The sequence below is a fragment of the Rhodospirillaceae bacterium genome, from assembly GCA_018662005.1.
Classification (GTDB): Bacteria; Pseudomonadota; Alphaproteobacteria; order Rhodospirillales; family JABHCV01; genus JACNJU01.
Map to the genome: position 1 here is coordinate 62,783 of JABJHA010000016.1, position 16,594 is coordinate 79,376.

Annotated in this window: 21 protein-coding genes; 12 read left to right on the forward strand and 9 right to left on the reverse strand. The window is 53.3% G+C overall.

Annotated elements, in window-relative coordinates:
• Positions 1-74 precede the first annotated feature (74 nt).
• Entirely contained in the window at positions 75-572 is a 498-nt protein-coding gene (locus HOL66_08830) for an HAD hydrolase family protein (protein MBT5244339.1), read from the forward strand.
• Here the strand turns inward: HOL66_08830 and HOL66_08835 are convergent.
• Positions 569-1,150, reverse strand: coding sequence for a UbiX family flavin prenyltransferase (locus tag HOL66_08835; protein ID MBT5244340.1), 582 nt, complete (start codon positions 1,148-1,150; stop codon positions 569-571). The two genes, HOL66_08830 and HOL66_08835, sit on opposite strands and share 4 nt — an antisense overlap.
• Before the next feature lie 107 nt (positions 1,151-1,257).
• Here HOL66_08835 and HOL66_08840 point away from each other — a divergent pair, with 107 nt between their 5' ends.
• The 11 genes from HOL66_08840 (at position 1,258) to HOL66_08890 (ending at position 9,766) form a co-directional block, all read left to right on the forward strand.
• A complete protein-coding gene (locus HOL66_08840) occupies positions 1,258-1,647 on the forward strand; it encodes a hypothetical protein (protein MBT5244341.1) in 390 nt (129 codons plus the stop codon).
• A gap of 35 nt (positions 1,648-1,682) precedes the next feature.
• Complete coding sequence (locus HOL66_08845) at positions 1,683-2,189, forward strand: hypothetical protein (protein ID MBT5244342.1); 507 nt, start codon at positions 1,683-1,685, stop codon at positions 2,187-2,189.
• A gap of 16 nt (positions 2,190-2,205) precedes the next feature.
• On the forward strand, positions 2,206-3,015 hold the full coding sequence (locus HOL66_08850) for an alpha/beta hydrolase (protein ID MBT5244343.1): 810 nt from the start codon (positions 2,206-2,208) through the stop codon (positions 3,013-3,015).
• A 203-nt stretch (positions 3,016-3,218) separates the two neighbouring features.
• Complete coding sequence (locus HOL66_08855; GenBank protein ID MBT5244344.1) at positions 3,219-3,632, forward strand: hypothetical protein; 414 nt, start codon at positions 3,219-3,221, stop codon at positions 3,630-3,632.
• 69 nt (positions 3,633-3,701) lie between these two features.
• Positions 3,702-4,028, forward strand: a complete 327-nt coding sequence (locus HOL66_08860; GenBank protein ID MBT5244345.1) for a hypothetical protein — start codon at positions 3,702-3,704, stop codon at positions 4,026-4,028.
• Between the two features lie 103 nt (positions 4,029-4,131).
• Entirely contained in the window at positions 4,132-4,674 is a 543-nt protein-coding gene (locus HOL66_08865) for a hypothetical protein (GenBank protein ID MBT5244346.1), read from the forward strand.
• Between the two features lie 205 nt (positions 4,675-4,879).
• Positions 4,880-6,121, forward strand: coding sequence for an amino acid ABC transporter substrate-binding protein (locus HOL66_08870; protein ID MBT5244347.1), 1,242 nt, complete (start codon positions 4,880-4,882; stop codon positions 6,119-6,121).
• 114 nt (positions 6,122-6,235) lie between these two features.
• On the forward strand, positions 6,236-7,126 hold the full coding sequence (locus HOL66_08875) for a branched-chain amino acid ABC transporter permease (GenBank protein ID MBT5244348.1): 891 nt from the start codon (positions 6,236-6,238) through the stop codon (positions 7,124-7,126).
• Positions 7,123-8,151 carry a branched-chain amino acid ABC transporter permease gene (locus tag HOL66_08880; protein ID MBT5244349.1) on the forward strand — a complete coding sequence of 343 codons (1,029 nt, stop codon included), beginning with the start codon at positions 7,123-7,125 and terminating at the stop codon, positions 8,149-8,151. The genes HOL66_08875 and HOL66_08880 overlap by 4 nt, the downstream gene beginning before the upstream one ends.
• The gene (locus HOL66_08885; protein MBT5244350.1) at positions 8,151-8,894 is read left to right on the forward strand and encodes an ABC transporter ATP-binding protein; all 744 of its coding nucleotides are present in this window, start codon (positions 8,151-8,153) and stop codon (positions 8,892-8,894) included. Before HOL66_08880 ends, HOL66_08885 begins: the two co-directional genes overlap by 1 nt.
• The gene (locus tag HOL66_08890) at positions 8,894-9,766 is read left to right on the forward strand and encodes an ABC transporter ATP-binding protein (GenBank protein ID MBT5244351.1); all 873 of its coding nucleotides are present in this window, start codon (positions 8,894-8,896) and stop codon (positions 9,764-9,766) included. The genes HOL66_08885 and HOL66_08890 overlap by 1 nt, the downstream gene beginning before the upstream one ends.
• Here HOL66_08890 and greB read toward each other — a convergent pair.
• From greB to HOL66_08930, 8 genes are read right to left on the reverse strand one after another with little or no spacing between them, the layout of a single operon-like run.
• On the reverse strand, positions 9,763-10,305 hold the full coding sequence (greB, locus tag HOL66_08895; protein MBT5244352.1) for a transcription elongation factor GreB: 543 nt from the start codon (positions 10,303-10,305) through the stop codon (positions 9,763-9,765). The genes HOL66_08890 and greB overlap by 4 nt on opposite strands.
• 4 nt (positions 10,306-10,309) lie before the next feature.
• On the reverse strand, positions 10,310-11,995 hold the full coding sequence (locus HOL66_08900) for a Na(+)/H(+) antiporter subunit D (protein MBT5244353.1): 1,686 nt from the start codon (positions 11,993-11,995) through the stop codon (positions 10,310-10,312).
• Complete coding sequence (locus HOL66_08905; GenBank protein ID MBT5244354.1) at positions 11,988-12,281, reverse strand: hypothetical protein; 294 nt, start codon at positions 12,279-12,281, stop codon at positions 11,988-11,990. Before HOL66_08905 ends, HOL66_08900 begins: the two co-directional genes overlap by 8 nt.
• Before the next feature lie 8 nt (positions 12,282-12,289).
• Positions 12,290-13,744 carry a monovalent cation/H+ antiporter subunit D family protein gene (locus HOL66_08910; GenBank protein ID MBT5244355.1) on the reverse strand — a complete coding sequence of 485 codons (1,455 nt, stop codon included), beginning with the start codon at positions 13,742-13,744 and terminating at the stop codon, positions 12,290-12,292.
• The gene (locus tag HOL66_08915) at positions 13,741-15,222 is read right to left on the reverse strand and encodes a monovalent cation/H+ antiporter subunit D family protein (GenBank protein MBT5244356.1); all 1,482 of its coding nucleotides are present in this window, start codon (positions 15,220-15,222) and stop codon (positions 13,741-13,743) included. Before HOL66_08915 ends, HOL66_08910 begins: the two co-directional genes overlap by 4 nt.
• Positions 15,222-15,605, reverse strand: a complete 384-nt coding sequence (locus HOL66_08920; protein MBT5244357.1) for a cation:proton antiporter subunit C — start codon at positions 15,603-15,605, stop codon at positions 15,222-15,224. Before HOL66_08920 ends, HOL66_08915 begins: the two co-directional genes overlap by 1 nt.
• A gap of 4 nt (positions 15,606-15,609) precedes the next feature.
• Positions 15,610-16,044 (reverse strand): Na(+)/H(+) antiporter subunit B, encoded by a 435-nt coding sequence (locus HOL66_08925; GenBank protein ID MBT5244358.1) that lies wholly within the window; start codon positions 16,042-16,044, stop codon positions 15,610-15,612.
• Positions 16,044-16,586, reverse strand: a complete 543-nt coding sequence (locus HOL66_08930; GenBank protein MBT5244359.1) for a DUF4040 domain-containing protein — start codon at positions 16,584-16,586, stop codon at positions 16,044-16,046. Before HOL66_08930 ends, HOL66_08925 begins: the two co-directional genes overlap by 1 nt.
• Between the last annotated feature and the right edge of the window lie 8 nt (positions 16,587-16,594).

Consider the following 16,594-nt stretch of genomic DNA (forward strand, 5'->3'; position numbering starts at 1 on the left):
AAACAATATTTAATCAAAATTACTTATAATTCGTACGAATCTTTGAAACCCATAATTAAGTGTGCGGCGGAACAATGACCCGGGAAGAATTACAGGAACGTCTGAAGACGATTAAATTGTTGTCCCTTGATGTGGACGGCGTGCTGACTGATGGCGGGTTGTACTATACCGATGATGGACATCAGATGCGCAAGTTCAATGTCAAGGACGGCATGGGCATTGTCGCGGCCATGGCTGCCGGGGTCGAGATCTGCATCATTACCGCCAGCAAGGCGGACGTAATCACAAAACGGGCCCAGGACCTTGGCGTGACCCACATCTTTCCGGGTGTCGAGGACAAGTTGCAAACCCTTTCAGGGCTCTGTGCCGAACTGGCCATTAATTTAAGTGAGGTCGCCCACATCGGTGATGATGTCAACGACCTGCCGGTTCTTGAGGCGGTAGGCTTGCCAATGACCGTTGCTGACGGCGTATCGGAGGTTTTGCAGGTGGCTCAGCATGTTACCGACAAAGAGGGCGGCAAAGGGGCAGTCAGGGAAATATGTGATTTGCTGGTTTCGACCAGAAACTAATCCCTGCCGCCATTCCAGCGTTCGATCAGGCCATGGTCCAGCCCTAAATGATCCAGGGCGCGCCCAACCGTTTGCTTAACGATGTCATCGATGGTTTTGGGTTTGTTGTAGAAAGCCGGAACCGGCGGCATGATGGTCGCCCCGTAATCAGATGCCCGCGCCATCAGTTCCAGGTGGCCTTTGTGTAGGGGTGTCTCGCGAACCAGCAAAACCAGGGGACGGCGTTCCTTTAAGGTAACATCGGCAGCGCGTATCAACAGGTTATGATCAAAACTGTTGGCGATGCCGCTGAGTGTCTTGATCGAACAAGGGGCGACAATCATGCCCCCAGTTCTGAATGATCCGCTGGCGATGGAGGCGCCGATATCCTTGACGTTGTGAACTTCCCGGGCGAGCGGGCGCAGGTCGTCGAGCTTGATGTCGGTTTCAAGTTCTAGGGTGCGCACCCCGGCCTCGCTGATAATCAAATGGGCTGGCACTTCCAAAGCGTTAAGGGCGCGCAGGGTTTCCACACCATAAACAATGCCGGTAGCACCGGAAATGCCGACTATCACGGGTCTGTTTTCTTGTTTGGGCATCTAAAGCTCCATTTAATGCTTATTTACTACCCGCAGAATGCCGCCGGGAGCAAGAAAATGCCGTCCGTTTTATTGTTCGGTTAAGAAAAAGAAGGTATAGAGGCTTGATGAAACATCTTTTTTCCATGCTGGCCCTTTTCGCCTTTGTTACTGTGGTGACGGCTTGTTCGAGTCCTCCCTATGTTCACAAGGGGGGTGAATTTAATCGTGCATCAAGTGACTTTGGCCAGCCAGTGAAGGATATTGGCAGCGTCACCATTTGTTACAGTTCTTCTTCAACTACCCCGCAACAGGTTAGCAAAATGGCCATTGCGGAGTGTGCCGCTTTTAACAAAACGGCGGAATTTACCGAGCAAAGCTACAATGTATGTCCGTTATCGACCCCCGTTGCAGCAGTATATGAATGCTTGGGTTCGGGGAATTTTGCGAGAAGTGATGGTCAAGCCGTTCCCGGTGGGACATTGATGAATTATGATGGCATAGAATTCCGGTATTAATGGATCTGGGCAGAGATTTAAGGAGTTATCGTCTTATGAAGAAAATTGCAGTTGTATCTTGTTTTGTCGCTTTAACGGCCTGTGCCGATGTGAACATGGATGATGTCAGCGTCGGGGGCGCGGCTGGCGCCGTTGTCGGCGCCTTGGCTGGCGGCATGGTTGGCGCTGAATTTGGCGGTGGCCTTGGTCAAACCCTGTTCATGTGGAGCGGCGCGCTTGTCGGTGCTGGCGTCGGTTACGAGGCCGGAAACATTCTCTATCCTTCCGATCAGATGGCCTATGACGACAACGCCCGCCACGCACTTGCCAGTTCAGCCGATGGTACCGTCTCCGAATGGTCAAACCCGGAAACAGGAAACGGCGGTATCTTTACGCCGACGCAAACCTATATCACTGGCACGGGTCGCTCCTGTCGCGATTATAGGGCAACCCTGGCTTTAAAGAACGAGAGCGAGCAAGCCGGTATCATCGCGCATCAAAACGGGACGGCTTGTCAGCAGGCTGATGGTTCCTGGCGTTCGGTCACCGAGGACTTTGGTTGATCCGGGATTGCCACGAATGATCACCGTAGCCGCCCTGCTGGTCGGGGCCTACGGGCTGATCCTTTTGGGGCTTCTGATATTTCAGGATAAACTGCTCTATCACCCCGATACCTCTATACCCGATCCCGCCAGTAGCGGGATTGCGGAAATGCATCCCCAAAAAACGCAAAGCGCCGATGGACTAACATTGCTGTCCTGGTACGCGCAAGGGAACCCAGACCAGCCGGTTGTCGCCTATTTTCATGGCAACGCCGGTAATATTGGCAGTCGCGGAGATAAAGTCAGGCCCTTCCTGAATGCCGGTTACGGGGTATTGCTGGTTGGCTATCGCGGTTTTGGCGGTAATCCCGGCACACCCAGTGAAGACGGTTTTTATGCGGATGCGCGGGCTGCTTTAAGTCTGCTGAAGGATGTCAGGCCATTGATCCTTTACGGTGAATCACTTGGTACAGCCGTTGCGACGGCTATGGCTGCCGAGCGCAGCATGGCTGGAAATCCTGTGCAAGCCCTGATCCTTGAAGCGCCATTCCCTTCGGTTACTGCCGCCGCCCGGCATTATTACCCCTATGTTCCGGTTAAATGGCTGCTTAAGGATCATTTCGATCAGGCTTCACGCATTGCCAGCATATCGGCACCGGTCCTGATCTTTCATGGAGAGAGGGACAAAACCATGCCGATCCGCTTCGGCAAGGCCTTGTTTGAGGTCGCCAAAATGCCCAAACAGGCAAAATGGATCGCCGGGGCAGGGCACAATGACCTTTTCGATTTTGGCGCGGCCGAACTCAGTATTGAGTTTATTCAACAGAGCACCACTTTCACGCCCTAAAACACGGTAAATAAAAAGTTAACGGGGTATTGGACTAGGCGGCAGGTTCCTGTATACTACCAGATGTAGGTATGTGTGCGATTCCGATATACTAATCGGGTGTTGCAGATGTTCTATGGTTAATGGATTGATATTGCTGTCTTTTTGTGTGCTTGGGTTTTGCTGTTCAGAAAGACTTTATGTGTAGGCTCCGTTTGTAAATTATGGCTCAGATACCGAGAAATTTACCATCGACGGTTCCAACAAACGTCACCGCAGGACGTTTGCAGGGAGGGCCGCGCTCTGTCGCCAGCACTGATGCCTCGCAAATTGAATCGATCAATGCCCAGGACGGCGTGCTCTTTAATGATGCTCTTCTGTTCCAGGATAGCGGGACGATGGATCGCCGAAACGGCGACAATTCGCAGGCCAGCATCCCTGTTGAATATGCCGGTTCCAGCCAGACGTTCGCCTCGATATTCGAGGACACCGCCGCATCCAGTGGCAGTGTTCAGAAAGCGCGCTCAAAGGGTTTCGCCAATTTGATCGCCCGCGCGATCTCGACGTATGAAACCAACGTACAGATTATTCACGGAACCACCGACCCGCGTGGCACGACCCTTAGCCTGACCCTTTAATTTGATTAAAAATTGTCGAGTGTGACGCCCGTCATAGGCGCCATTTGTGCTGTCTGCTAGTTATTCACCATGAGCATATCGACAGTCCTTTCAACCGCCGTTACAGGCCTGGTCAGCAATAGTAGCCGGGTGGCGGCGAGCGCCGGGAACATCGCCAACGTCAATACAGATGGTTATCTTGCTAAAAACGCGAAAACCGGTGTAGGGGCGCAGGTTTTCACCAGTCACGCCTTTGGTTCCGGCAGTGTCCATGTTGCGGCTATTGAGCCCTCGAATGTCAATCTGGCCAAGGAATTCATTGATATTATCGCCGCCAGGGCGGCCTACGAGGCCAGTGCCCGTGTCATTAGCACTGCCGATGAAATGCACAAGGACGTATTGGACATCAAAGCCTGAATATTGATGTTTTTTTCCTCTGTTAACGATTTCTTTGTCGGCTCGTACTATACTTCCATCATAAATTTGGCTGTTTTATCAAAAAACAACTTATGTGAGGCTTATGAGTCAAAAGCAGGGATCCGTCAGCATTGTCGAGTCGACTTTCGACGTCGCGCTCTGGTTTGCTGATACGGCGTTAGATCAAAACGAATATTTGCAGCCGCAAAAACTGCATCGTCTGCTGTTTTTGTCGCAAGCCTACTATGCTGTCGCTTTTGGCGGACAAAAATTGATGCCGGCGATCTTCGTCGCCGATGAAATGGGGCCCCTGGAACCCAATATCTATAAAGCCTTCGCCAAGGGTCGCCCAAATATCGAACCTGATCTTTTCCTGCCCGATGGTGTTGAACATTTTCTTCAAGGTATCTGGAGTCGTTTCGGCAATCATGCCCCTGACAGGCTGACAAAAATGTGCAAAGAAACACTGGCCTTCAGGCAGGCCCTGAAAAAAGGATCACGGACAGAAATCCCCTTGCAGGCCATGCTTTTGTCCTTTGCCAGGGCTGACGATACCCCGGCCATTACGCAAGTGATGAAACCGAAAGTCATGCGCTCCCACACCGGTCGCCCGGTTGCCGTTAAAAGCTGGGTCCCCGGTTCCTGAACATTACATTTTCAAGATGTACAATCCCGAATGATGGCAATACCGGTTAACAGTCTCATTAGCTGTTGCGGTTCGGTGTCACATGGCTAGAATTCAATACTGCCATATAAGTGAATGCCAATGGGTTCATGATGCCTTAAGAATATTCACGGGTAGCCTCATCCAAGAAGGCTAACTTAAAAAAATCACCAGGAGGTTTATGACAATGTCAATACATTCCAAATTTCTGTCAGTTCTTGCTTGTGGCGCGGTTGTTACCGGTCTCGCTGCAACAGGTCCGGCTGAAGCCAAGGTTGAGGGGGATACCATTACCCTCGGTTCTGCGGTTTCTATTACCGGGCGTTACGCTGTTAACGGCAAGCACACGAAGAATGGTTACGATCTTGCGGTCAAATTCATCAATGAAAAAGGCGGCGTTACCGTCGACGGCAAAAAATACAAACTTGCTGTCAAATATTACGATGATGAATCGACGGCGGGTCGCGGCACCCAGCTTGCTGAACGACTGATCCAGCAGGATCAAATCAAATTTATCCTCGGGCCCTACAGCTCAGGCATGACCAAGGCGATTGCCCCGGTTGTCGAAAAATACGGCATTCCAATGGTCGAAGGTAACGGCGCATCGCGTTCGATCTTCAATCAGGGCTTCCGTTATACCTTTGCCGTTCTGTCAACGTCTGAGCAGTACCTGTCGACGGCCATTGCACTGGCTGCCGAACAAGCCAAGAAAGACGGCAAGGATCCTTCCAGCCTGAAAATCGCCCTTGGCGTCCGTAACGAGCCTTTCGCCCTTGATATTGGCGTTGGCATTCATGAAGACGCCGCGAAATACGGCATGAAGATCATCATCGACGAAAAATTCCCTAAAGAAGTCTCCGATATGACCAGTTTCCTGACCAAGGTTAAGGCTTTGAAACCTGATGTGGTCGTCGTTTCCGCCCATACAGTTGGTGGCGCGCTGTTTGTTCGTCAGATGACTGAACAGAAAGCAAACGCACCGATTGTTGCCATGACACACTGTGAATCGGCGAAAATCGAAGACACCACGACATTTGGAAAAGCCGGTGAAGGCATTCTGTGTGCCGGTCAGTGGGCGCCTGAATTGACCTACCAGGACGGTTATTTCGGCACCGCCATGGACTACACCAAAACTTTCGAGAAAGTTTATGGTTACACCCCGCCTTATCAGGCAGCTGAATCATCGGCCTCCGTTCTGGTCTATGCCGACGCCATCACGCGGGCTGGCTCCTTTGATACGGTCAAGGTTCGTGACGCCCTTGCGGCGACTGACATGCAGACCTTCTACGGTAACGTGAAGTTTGCCCCGACGGGTCAAAACATCGCCAAACCGATGGTTCTGCGCCAACTTCAAAACGGAAAATACAAGCTTGTTGCGCCGTCGAAGTGGGCCGATACGCCACTGTCCTTCCCGCGCATGGCACAGTAGCAGGCGTTATCGATTAACGATTAAGTGTTCCCGCCCTCTGGCTTAAAGGGGGGCGGGAACACTGTTATTTTCGCCATATCGCGGAGAAATATCATCGACACCATCATCGGCAATATAGACCTGCTGTTTTTAGCGCCTCCGCTTTCAGTGCAATTAATCGTCAACGGCATGATGATTGGCGCTCTTTTCGCCCTTGCCGCCTTTGGCATGGCTCTGGTTTGGGGTGTGATGAACGTCATCAACATCGCCCAGGGTGAGTTCGTCGTGTTGGGCGGGTACGTGGCCGTGATGATGGCGCAAAGTGGCATACATCCGTTCTTTGCAATATTTGTCGCCCCGGTTGTCCTCTACGGCGTCGGTTGGGCCTTTTATCAAACCATTATCAAACGGGTCGTCGACAAGGATTTGTTCACATCACTGCTGGCGACATTTGGTATCAGCATTCTGGTGCAGCAATTGATGAACCAGATATTCGGTGCCGACATCCGTCGTGCGCCCCATGGTTTTGGCACCTGGGGCTTCTTTGATAATCTGGTAACCATCGAACAGGTCAAATTACTGGCTGCCCTTGCGGCACTCGCGCTGGGTGGGGTGATGGTGCTTTTCCTGAAAAAATCCCGTTTGGGTCAAGCCATTAGGGCGACCGCGCAAAATGCTCGCGCGGCCCGCATCATGGGCATTGATACCGATAAGGTTTACGCCGCGACTTATGGGCTGAACGCCGCCATTTGTGGTGCGGCAGGCGCCATGGTGGCGATGATCTGGGTTGTCGAACCGTACATCGGGCTGGTCTACACCATCCGCGCCTTCATGATTGCCATCATTGCCGGACTTGGAAATCTCAGTGGCGTTGTTCTGGCCGGACTGGGGCTTGGTGTGGCTGAAAATTTCGCAGGCTTTATCATGGGCGCGGAATACCAGATCGCCTTCGTCTTCTCACTGCTGGTCGTCATTCTTGTTGGACGCAGTATCCTTCTTGGCCGTAAGCGTGAATATTTAAAATGAGCAGCAACACCAAACCAGTGCTTCTGTACGGCGGCATTCTTCTGATCGGAATTTTCCTTCCCTTGGCGCTGCCTGCTTTCCAGACCCAGATTTCGGTCATGTGGATGATGGTCACCTTCGCCCTGACATGGGACATCCTGGGTGGGCGGATGGGCTATAATTCATTCGGAAATATCGTTTTTTTTGGTGTTGGCATGTATGCAGCGGCGTCCGTGCAACACGAACTGTATTTCGATATTGGCCAGTTTGAAGTGATTTCGGATCAGTTCAATCTGCAGTTAACGCCGGACAAATATCTGTTTGGCCTGGGCCTTGGCATGATTATTGGGGCCGTCATCTGCGTCGCACTGGCATGGGTGCTGGGTTCGGGAATTCTCAGGCTGCGCGGTCACTACTTTGCCATCTGTACACTGGGGCTTGGCGTCGCGGTCGGTGAACTGGCAGGCACCATCGATTATATTGGCGCCGGTTCGGGCATGGCTGCACCGGTATTCCCATCGGCCATGGGGTCTGCCGGGCTTTTTTATTCCTATTTCTTTTTCATTCTTGTGGTGGCCTCGTTCTTTTCCCTGAAGTGGCTGTATTCCACCCGTTTTGGATTGGCCATCAACGCCATCCGCGACGATGAAGACAAGGCCGAGGCCATGGGCCTGCACACTACCCGCTACAAGACACTGGCCTGGTGCGTGTCGGCCTTCTTCCTGTCCTTTGCCGGGGCAGGTTTCGGGCATTTGAATGGATTTATTGACCCGCTGGATGTCGCCTTTCCCGGCGCTACTTTTGGTGTCTGGATGGTCTTGATGGCGATCCTGGGCGGCAAGGGGACCCTTTGGGGGCCTGTTGTCGGGGCGCTTGCTTTTCATATTACCCAGGAATTTTTCTGGAGCACATTGCTGGGCTGGCAGCGCGTCGCCCTTGGATTGATGATCGTTATCGTCGTCGTCTTCTTCCCCCTTGGCATTATGGGTTGGGCCCGCGAAAAGTGGCCTGAGCGTTTTGGCCATACGGTCGAGGAGAAATCCTGATGACCATGCTTCTTGAAGTTCAGGGCGTCAGCAAGTCCTTTGGTGGTGTCGTCGCCAATCATGATATCTCCATCGAAGTACCCGAAGGAAAGATCATCGGTCTTATCGGCCCCAATGGTTCGGGCAAGACGACGTTGTTCAATTCAATCGTTGGCTATCACCCGCTCGATGTCGGTTCTATCCGTTTCGAGGGAAAAGAAATCTCCAACCTGATCGTCCCGCAAATCGCCCGTCTGGGTATGCTCAGGACGTTTCAGCAGACCCGCATTTATGGCAAGATGACCTGCGTTCAAAATATGCAGATCAGTGTCTCGCACCGCGATACGTCCATTGCTCACATGTTTGCCAAGTTCTCGCCAGAGGTGATGGAAAAGGCTGATCGCCTGCTCGAGTTCGTCGGCCTGTTTTCCAAGCGTCACCTAATGGCCGGTGATCTGTCTTTCGGACAGCAGAAATTGCTGGAATTCGCCATGGCGCTGATGAACGATCCCAAGCTGTTGTTGCTGGACGAACCGACGGCAGGCATCAACCCGACCTTAATCAACGGACTGATTGATCGTCTGAAGCGGGCCAACGCAGAATTCGGCATCACGCTTTTGGTCATAGAGCACAACATGCGGGTGATTATGAATTTGGCCGAACATATTTACTGCTTGGCCCACGGCGAAATGCTGGCCGAAGGCGTGCCTGCTGATATCCAGAACGATCAGCGCGTCATTGACGCCTACCTGGGGGCGCACTGATGGCCGAAGAGACCGACAACACCAAGAAAGGCATTAGTGGCTATGGCCACGGCGATGTCGATACGATTTTGTCTGTTGATGATGTCGCCAGGGACGCTGAAAAGCTGGCCGGTGACCGCCCCTCTACAGACCGTCTTGATGAGATGTGCGAAGGCGACCCGCTGCTTAGTATCGAAGGACTGGTTGCGGGTTACGGCAAGATGGAAATCATTCACGATTTTGATCTGCGGGTTGGCTCCGGCCAATCCCTGTGTTTGATCGGCCCCAACGGTGCTGGCAAGTCCACCATCCTGCATTCCATTTACGGCTTTACCAACATCACTGGCGGCGCCATTCGCATGAAGGGCAACGACGTCACCCGGCTCAGCACCAATGAAAAGCTGAAAGATGCCGGTATCGCCTACATCCTTCAGGATAATTCCGTCTTTCCAAATATGACGGTCGAGGAAAACCTGCTGATGGGCGGGTTCCTGAAAAACAAGCCGGACGAAGCCATGGCGGCGGCTGACAAGGTTTTTGAAAAATACGGACGTCTGCGCGAGCGCCGCAATCAAAAGGCGGGTGTCCTGTCGGGTGGCGAGCGCCGCCTGTTGGAAATCTCCCGCGCCCTGATTATGGAGCCGGAGGTCCTGCTGGTCGATGAACCGTCCATCGGTCTTGAACCGCGCTTCATCGACATGGTCTTTGAAATCCTCGACGACCTGCAAAACCACGAGGGCAAGACCATCATCATGGTCGAACAAAACGCCAAAAAAGGCCTCGAATTTGCCGACCTGGGCTACGTGCTGGTATCAGGCGAACTGGCCATGGCCGGCCCGGGGGATGAACTATTGCAAAACCCTGAGGTCGGGCGGCTGTTCTTGGGCGGCTAATACGCGATCTTCAAAATTTCCAACTCTTCAACCCCGCCCGGTGTGCTCATTTTGACGACGTCGCCGTCGAGGGCTTTCATAAGCGCCCGGGCGACCGGGGAGATCCAGCTTATTTCGCCTTCTTCCAGTCTGGCCTCATCGACGCCGACGATCCGCACCGTCCGTTCGACATTTTGGGAGTCCGCGTAGGTGACCGTCGCGCCGAAGAAGACCTGATCGTGGTTTTTTTGCTGGGCCGGGTCGACGACCTCGGCTATTTCCATACGTTTGATCAGGAAGCGCATACGCCGGTCAATTTCGCGCAGGCGTTTTTTGCCATAGATGTAATCACCGTTTTCGGAACGGTCGCCGTTTCCTGCGGCCCAGGAAACGGTCTCGACGACTTGCGGCCGCTCGACCCGGCGCAGTTGATCAAGCTCGGCGCGCAAGCGCTCCATGCCTTCAGGGGTGATGTAGTTTTTGGCTCCGGCGGGAAGCGAGTCAATGGCGTCGGGTAACGCTTCTTCTTCCTCGGTTTCCTTGGTGAAGGCTTTGTTCATTGCTTTATCCGAAAAGATAAAATGCCAAATAGCCACACAGAACGACAATCACCCACATAACCATGCTGCCGGTATGCTGGCTTCGGGTCAGGACACTTTCGGAACCGTTAAGCATCAAGTTCAGGCGGCTAAACATTTTAAGGCGGAGACTTATCATGTCATCGAAGCTCTTGATAAAGGCGCTTACCAGTTTGGCTAAAGACCTTGCGATCTTGTCCCCTGCGTGACGATAAAACCAGTCCACATCCAGGGTAATGGTCAGTGAGCGTTTCATCATCGGCAACAACAGGAAGAATGCGAGGCCTGAGAACAGCAGTAACTGCAGCATCTTGAGCACGTGATCGGCGGTATAGGGTACATAGCCCACCGGGTAAGGCAGGATCGCATACAGGCTTCCTGGAAAGACGCCAAGGCCAACGCACAACACGGCCATGATGACCATGGCGAGACGCATGTTTCCGGGCGGGTCAGGTGGCCGCATTCCTGAGTCTTTCTGGAAGAAAACAAACCACGGGAACTTGATGCCGGCATGAAGAAAGACCCCGGCGGAAGCCGCAGCCAGGAACATCCAGACCAGCATCAACTGTTCATCGGCAGCCGCCTGGGAAATCATCGATTTGGATATAAAACCGGATGTCAGCGGGAATGAGGAAATTGCCAGCGCGCCGATTGTCCCGCAAACCATCGTCAAGGGCATGGTTCGGAACAGTCCGCCAAGATCAGTACATTTGCGTTTTCCCGTCATATACAGAACCGACCCGGCGCTCATCAAAAGCAGGGCTTTGTAAATGATGTGAGTGAAGGCGTGGGCGGATGCGCCGTTCAAGGCCATATCGGTGCCAATGCCGATGCCGGTGATCATAAAGCCAACCTGGTTGACGATGGAGTAGGCCAGAATGCGCCGCATGTCGTTTTCCAAAAGCGCATAAATGATGCCGTAGAAAATCATGTAAAGACCGATGAAAATCAGAATTTCCTCGCCTGGGAAGCCGCGGATCAAAACATAGACGGCGGTCTTGGTGGTAAAGGCGGAAAGAAAAACCGTGCCGCTGAATGAGGCTTCTGGATAAGCATCGGGCAGCCACGCTGACAACGGCGGCGCACCAGCATTGAGCAGGAAGCCAATCAGGATCAGCCAACGCGCCGGGCTATCGGCCTGCATGGCGGTAAAGGCGACGGAGCCTGTATCGGCGACTTGCCAGACAATCCCGACCATCAGGATCACGCCACCTAGAAGATGAACCAGAACATAGCGCATGGAGGCCCTGTAAGCGGCGTTGGTATCGGCTGACCAGATCACCAGGGTCGAGGCGACGGCCATCATTTCCCAGTAGACAAAAACCGTGATCAGGTCACCGGCCAGCGCCACGCCAATGGCGCTTCCTGCGTAAATATAGGCGGCGATCAGCTCGATGATGCGTTTCTGGTTCATGGCGTACAGCCCGCCTGCGGCGGCCATAATGGCGAAGATGGTAGCGAACAGGCGGCCCAAGGCATCAACCTTGACGGGCGTCAGTTGATAATCGAGAAAATCGATAACGATGGTTGTTCCAGGCTCGTATGACCAGATCTGGGCAAGCGTCAAAAGCGGGATGCCAAGCAGCAACACAGGGCGGATGCGCCTTCCGACAAAGGGCAGGACGAAAGCGCCGGCAATCATGATCAGGGCGGCCGGCAGTAGACTAAGCATTGTCCGGGCCTCCCTCGCTTGTGTTCCCGTCGTAATAGGTGTCATTGCGTTTCAGGAAAATAGACAATCCCTTGGCCCCGATAACCATCACCGCGCACGTTGCGAACCCGTACCAGGCATAAAACCCAAAGCTGCCATCGATGCCAAAATACGGATGGGGAGTAATAACCAGATCAGCAAGCACCAGAACGGCAAGAAGACTCAATCCCCACCGCCATAACTTTCTGATCGTCTCCGGCCTGACCAGCCAGTGTATTTCTTCACCTGTTGATTTTTCGTCGCTCATCGAAGTCCTCAAATCAGCTGTCTGGCGAGTTCAAGAAAGACGCCGGGTATGAAGAATAACAGTATCGTCACTGCCGCCGTTAATGATAGGGCGATGACAATGGCAAGGGGTGCTTCACCGTGCTCGTCGCCGCTGCCGAATTTTGGTTTTTTGAAAAAGGCGGCATAGACAATAGGCAGGAAATATCCGGCATTCAAAAGTGTGCTGATGACAATCACGACCACAGCCAGCATCTGCCCTGAATCCAGCGCCCCGTGCAGGATGTACCACTTTGATATAAATCCGGCTGTTGGCGGCACCCCGATCATCGACAACGCGCCAATGGCAAACGCTCCCATGGTCCACGGCATACGCCGCCCTATACCGTCAAGCTGGCTGATCTCGGTCTTGTGGCTGGCGGTGTAAATTGAACCGGCTGCAAAAAACAGGGTGATTTTGCCAAAAGCATGGACGGCGATATGAAGCCCGGCCCCGACAATCGACAATGGCGCAAGGATAGCAGCCGCCATGATGACGTATGACAACTGGCTGATTGTTGAATAGGCGAGCCGACGTTTCAGGTTGTCCTGACGAAGCGCGACAATCGATGCAGCAATGATGGTAAACCCCGAAATATAGAGCAGCCAGTCCGGATCAATGCTCACTGACAGGAAATCAAAACCGAAGATATAAATAATGACTTTGACGAGGGTGAAGACACCCGCCTTGACCACAGCAACCGCGTGCAGCAAGGCGCTGACCGGTGTCGGGGCGACCATGGCGGCTGGTAGCCAGCGGTGGAACGGCATCAATGCCGCCTTGCCGATGCCGAACATGTAAAGCACCAGCAGAATACCGATGATGGTGTTCGATGCCTTGCCCTCAAGAATGCCGCCGGGTGTGAAATCAAGGGTTCCGGCGATCATCCACGTCCAGACGATACCCAAAAACAGCAAGCCGATGGACGTTGACAACAAAATGCCCAGATAAACGCGGGCCCCGCTTTTGGCCTTATCGGTGCCAGCATGGGCGACCAGCGGGTAGGTGCTGATGGTCAGGGCCTCGTAGAAAATGAACAATGTCATCATATTGCCGGCGAAGGCGATGGCGATGGCGCTGGCCAGGGCGATGGCGAAACAGACATAGAAGCGGGTCTGGTTTTTTTCATTGTTGGCCCGCATGTAGCCAATAGAATAGATGGAATTAATGACCCACAGGAAACTGGCGATACAGGCGAACAACATTCCCAAGGGCTCGATGGTGAAGGTGATACTGAGACCCGGAAGCATGTTGCCAGCAACCAGCGTTGGTCGTTCGCCATCCAGAACGTATGGGTATAAGGACGTAACCCAATAAAACAAAGTCAGCGCCGTAACCAGTGTTACGCCCTCACGCAGGTTCGGCCAACGCCCTGTAAAGGCAATCAGAATCGCCCCGATGACGGGTGTGATCAATGCCGCCTGGATGATCTCTTCAGGGGTCACTGAAGGCCCCCATTCAGTAAAGAGCCTGCGGCGTCCAGTGCAATGGACAAGGTGGCCGTCGCGTCAATGCCGAAATAGATACTGGCGCCGGCCATCACCCACAGGGGAAGCAACATGGACAGCGGTGCTTCTGTGACAGGTGCTGCGTCTTCCGGTGCTTCTTTCAGGTAGGCTGCTTCGACAATGCGCCACACATAAACAATCGCCAGCAATGAACTTAGCACAATCAGGATAGCGACAGGCCACATGCCCGCTTCGAGGGCGGCGCGAACCAGATACCACTTGGAAACAAAACCGACTGTCATGGGAATGCCGATCAGGCTTAACCCACCGATGACAATCGCCGCCATTGTCCATGGCATACGGGTGCCCAAGCCGTACATGTCCCTGATGGAAACCCCGCCCACACGCAAAGCAATGCAGCCAAGCCCCATGAAGATGGCGCATTTCATGATTGCGTGATTGAACAGATGTATAATGCCCGCCGCCATTCCAATTTCAGAAGCGAAACTTAAACCCAGGACGATATAACCAATCTGGGCAATACTCGAATAGGCAAACAGACGCTTTATGTTGTCCTGGTATATAGCGATGCCTGACGCCGCGAACATGGCGATGATGGAAAGCGCCATCAGGATATTCTGCAGGTCCAGTACCTGAAAAACATTGACCGCACCAAAGACCGTGAAAATGATGCGGATCAGAATATAGACAGCAACTTTGGTCGCCGTGGCGGCAAGAAACGCCGTCACCACCGAAGGGGCATACGTGTAGGCATTTGGCAGCCATAGATGCAGCGGGAAAAGCGCCAGTTTCAAACAGATGCCAACGGTCAAAAACGCCAGTGCCGCCTGAATGACCCGGGTATTGGCTATTGTTGGCATCAGGGTCGCCAGATCAGCCATGTTCAGGGTGCCGGTCATCATGTACATCAGGCCGACGCCGATAATGTAGAAGGTCGCCCCGATGGTGCCCATGATCAGGTAGCGATAGGCAGCCGTTAAGGCGCGCCTGTCACGGCCCAGACTGATCATCACGTAAGAGGACAGTGAAGATATTTCCAGAAAGACAAAAAGATTGAACACGTCACCGGTGATCGTGATGCCCAGCAAACCGGTCAGGCACAACAGGAACATGGTGTAAAACAGATAGATCCGTTCGGCAGGTATCTCCGCCTCGATACTACGTCGGGCGTATGTCATCACAAGCGAGCCGATGGCCGATACAATGACCAGAACAAAAGCGCCGACTTTATCGAGTACGTATTCAATACCCCAAGGGGCCGCCCAACCACCGATACGGTAAGTAATCGTGCCGCCGTCCAGAACCTGCATCAGCAAAGACAGGGAAATGGCCAGTGTCGTCCACGTAACGGTCAGGGTCAGCATCCAGACGAGGCGCGGATTGCGAAGGATCAGGGCAAGCGGCGCCATCAGCAACGGCAGGACAACCTGAAGGGCGGGTAGCTGAGCGGACATCAAGAGGCTAACCCTCGTTCTTTTTCCTGATCCTCTTTTTCAAGAACGTCTATTTCATCATCCTCGATGGTGTCGAAGGCGCCCTTGATGCGCACGATAAGGGCCAGGCCAAGGGCGGTGGTTGCAACACCGACAACGATGGCCGTCAGGATCAGGACATGGGGAAGGGGGTTGCTGAAAATTTCGATGCCATCGGCCAGAATCGGTGCGGTGCCGCCTTTGACCTTGCCCATGGAAATATAGAAAACAAAAACAGAGACCTGAAAAACGTTCAACCCGATGATTTTTTTAATCAGGTTGTGTTGTGCAATGACCATGTAAAAGCCCATCATCATCAGCACGATAACGATCCAGTAATTGAACAGGCCGGTAAAGGTGTCCATGACTTCAATCTTCCTTTACGGCGCGAAGGCGGCCATCAAAAATAAGGAAGATCGTAATCATTGCACCGGACACAGTGGTGCCGACGCCAAATTCAATCAGTGTAATGCCCAGGTGCTGACCGGCGTGCTGGTCCTGGGCGAGCATGGAATAATCGAGAAAATCCCCACCCAGCATCATGGCGACCACACCGACACCGGCATAGAGCAACAAACCGGAAGCCAGCAGTGTTCGCGTTAGCCAGGCGGGCGCTACCTTGCGGGCATTGTCGACACCAAAAATCAGGGCGTAAAGAATGAAGGCTGCGGCGAAGATGACACCGGCCTGAAAACCACCACCCGGCCCAAAATCTCCATGGAACTGGACGTACAGGGCGAATACCATAATTGGCGGGATCAGTAGTTTTGAGACAACCCGAAGAATGGAAGCACGATTGAGCATCAGGCTTGTTGCTCCTTCTTTACGGCACTTTCTGGTTTTGGGACCGGTTTTTTGCGCCGCCGGGCCCGCCCGATCAGCGCCATCACGCCAACCGCCGCAGTAAAGACCACCGTAACCTCACCCAGGGTATCGTAACCGCGATAACTGGCCAGGACGGAAGTCACAATATTGGGCGGGCCAACTTCCTGGGCTGATTTTTCGATGTAGTGGGGCGCTACATGATGGTGAATAGGGGCGCCCGGATCTCCGAAATGGGGCATGTCCAGGGTCGCATAAATCAACAACGCACCCGTCGCCGTAACGATAGCCAAAGGGAGGGGAACCAGAAGTTTTGCTTCTTTGTCCATGTGCGTGGTCAGGGCAAGGGTGCCCAGCATCAAAACTGTTGAAATACCGGCGCCGACGGCGGCCTCGGTAAAGGCGACGTCGACGGCGTCCATCACAACGTAAAGAGCCGCCGCCAGCATGCTGTAGATGCCTGACATCATCACTGCCGCGAACAAATTGTGAATGCGCACCAGGGAATAGGCCGTAACAGCCATAAAAGAAA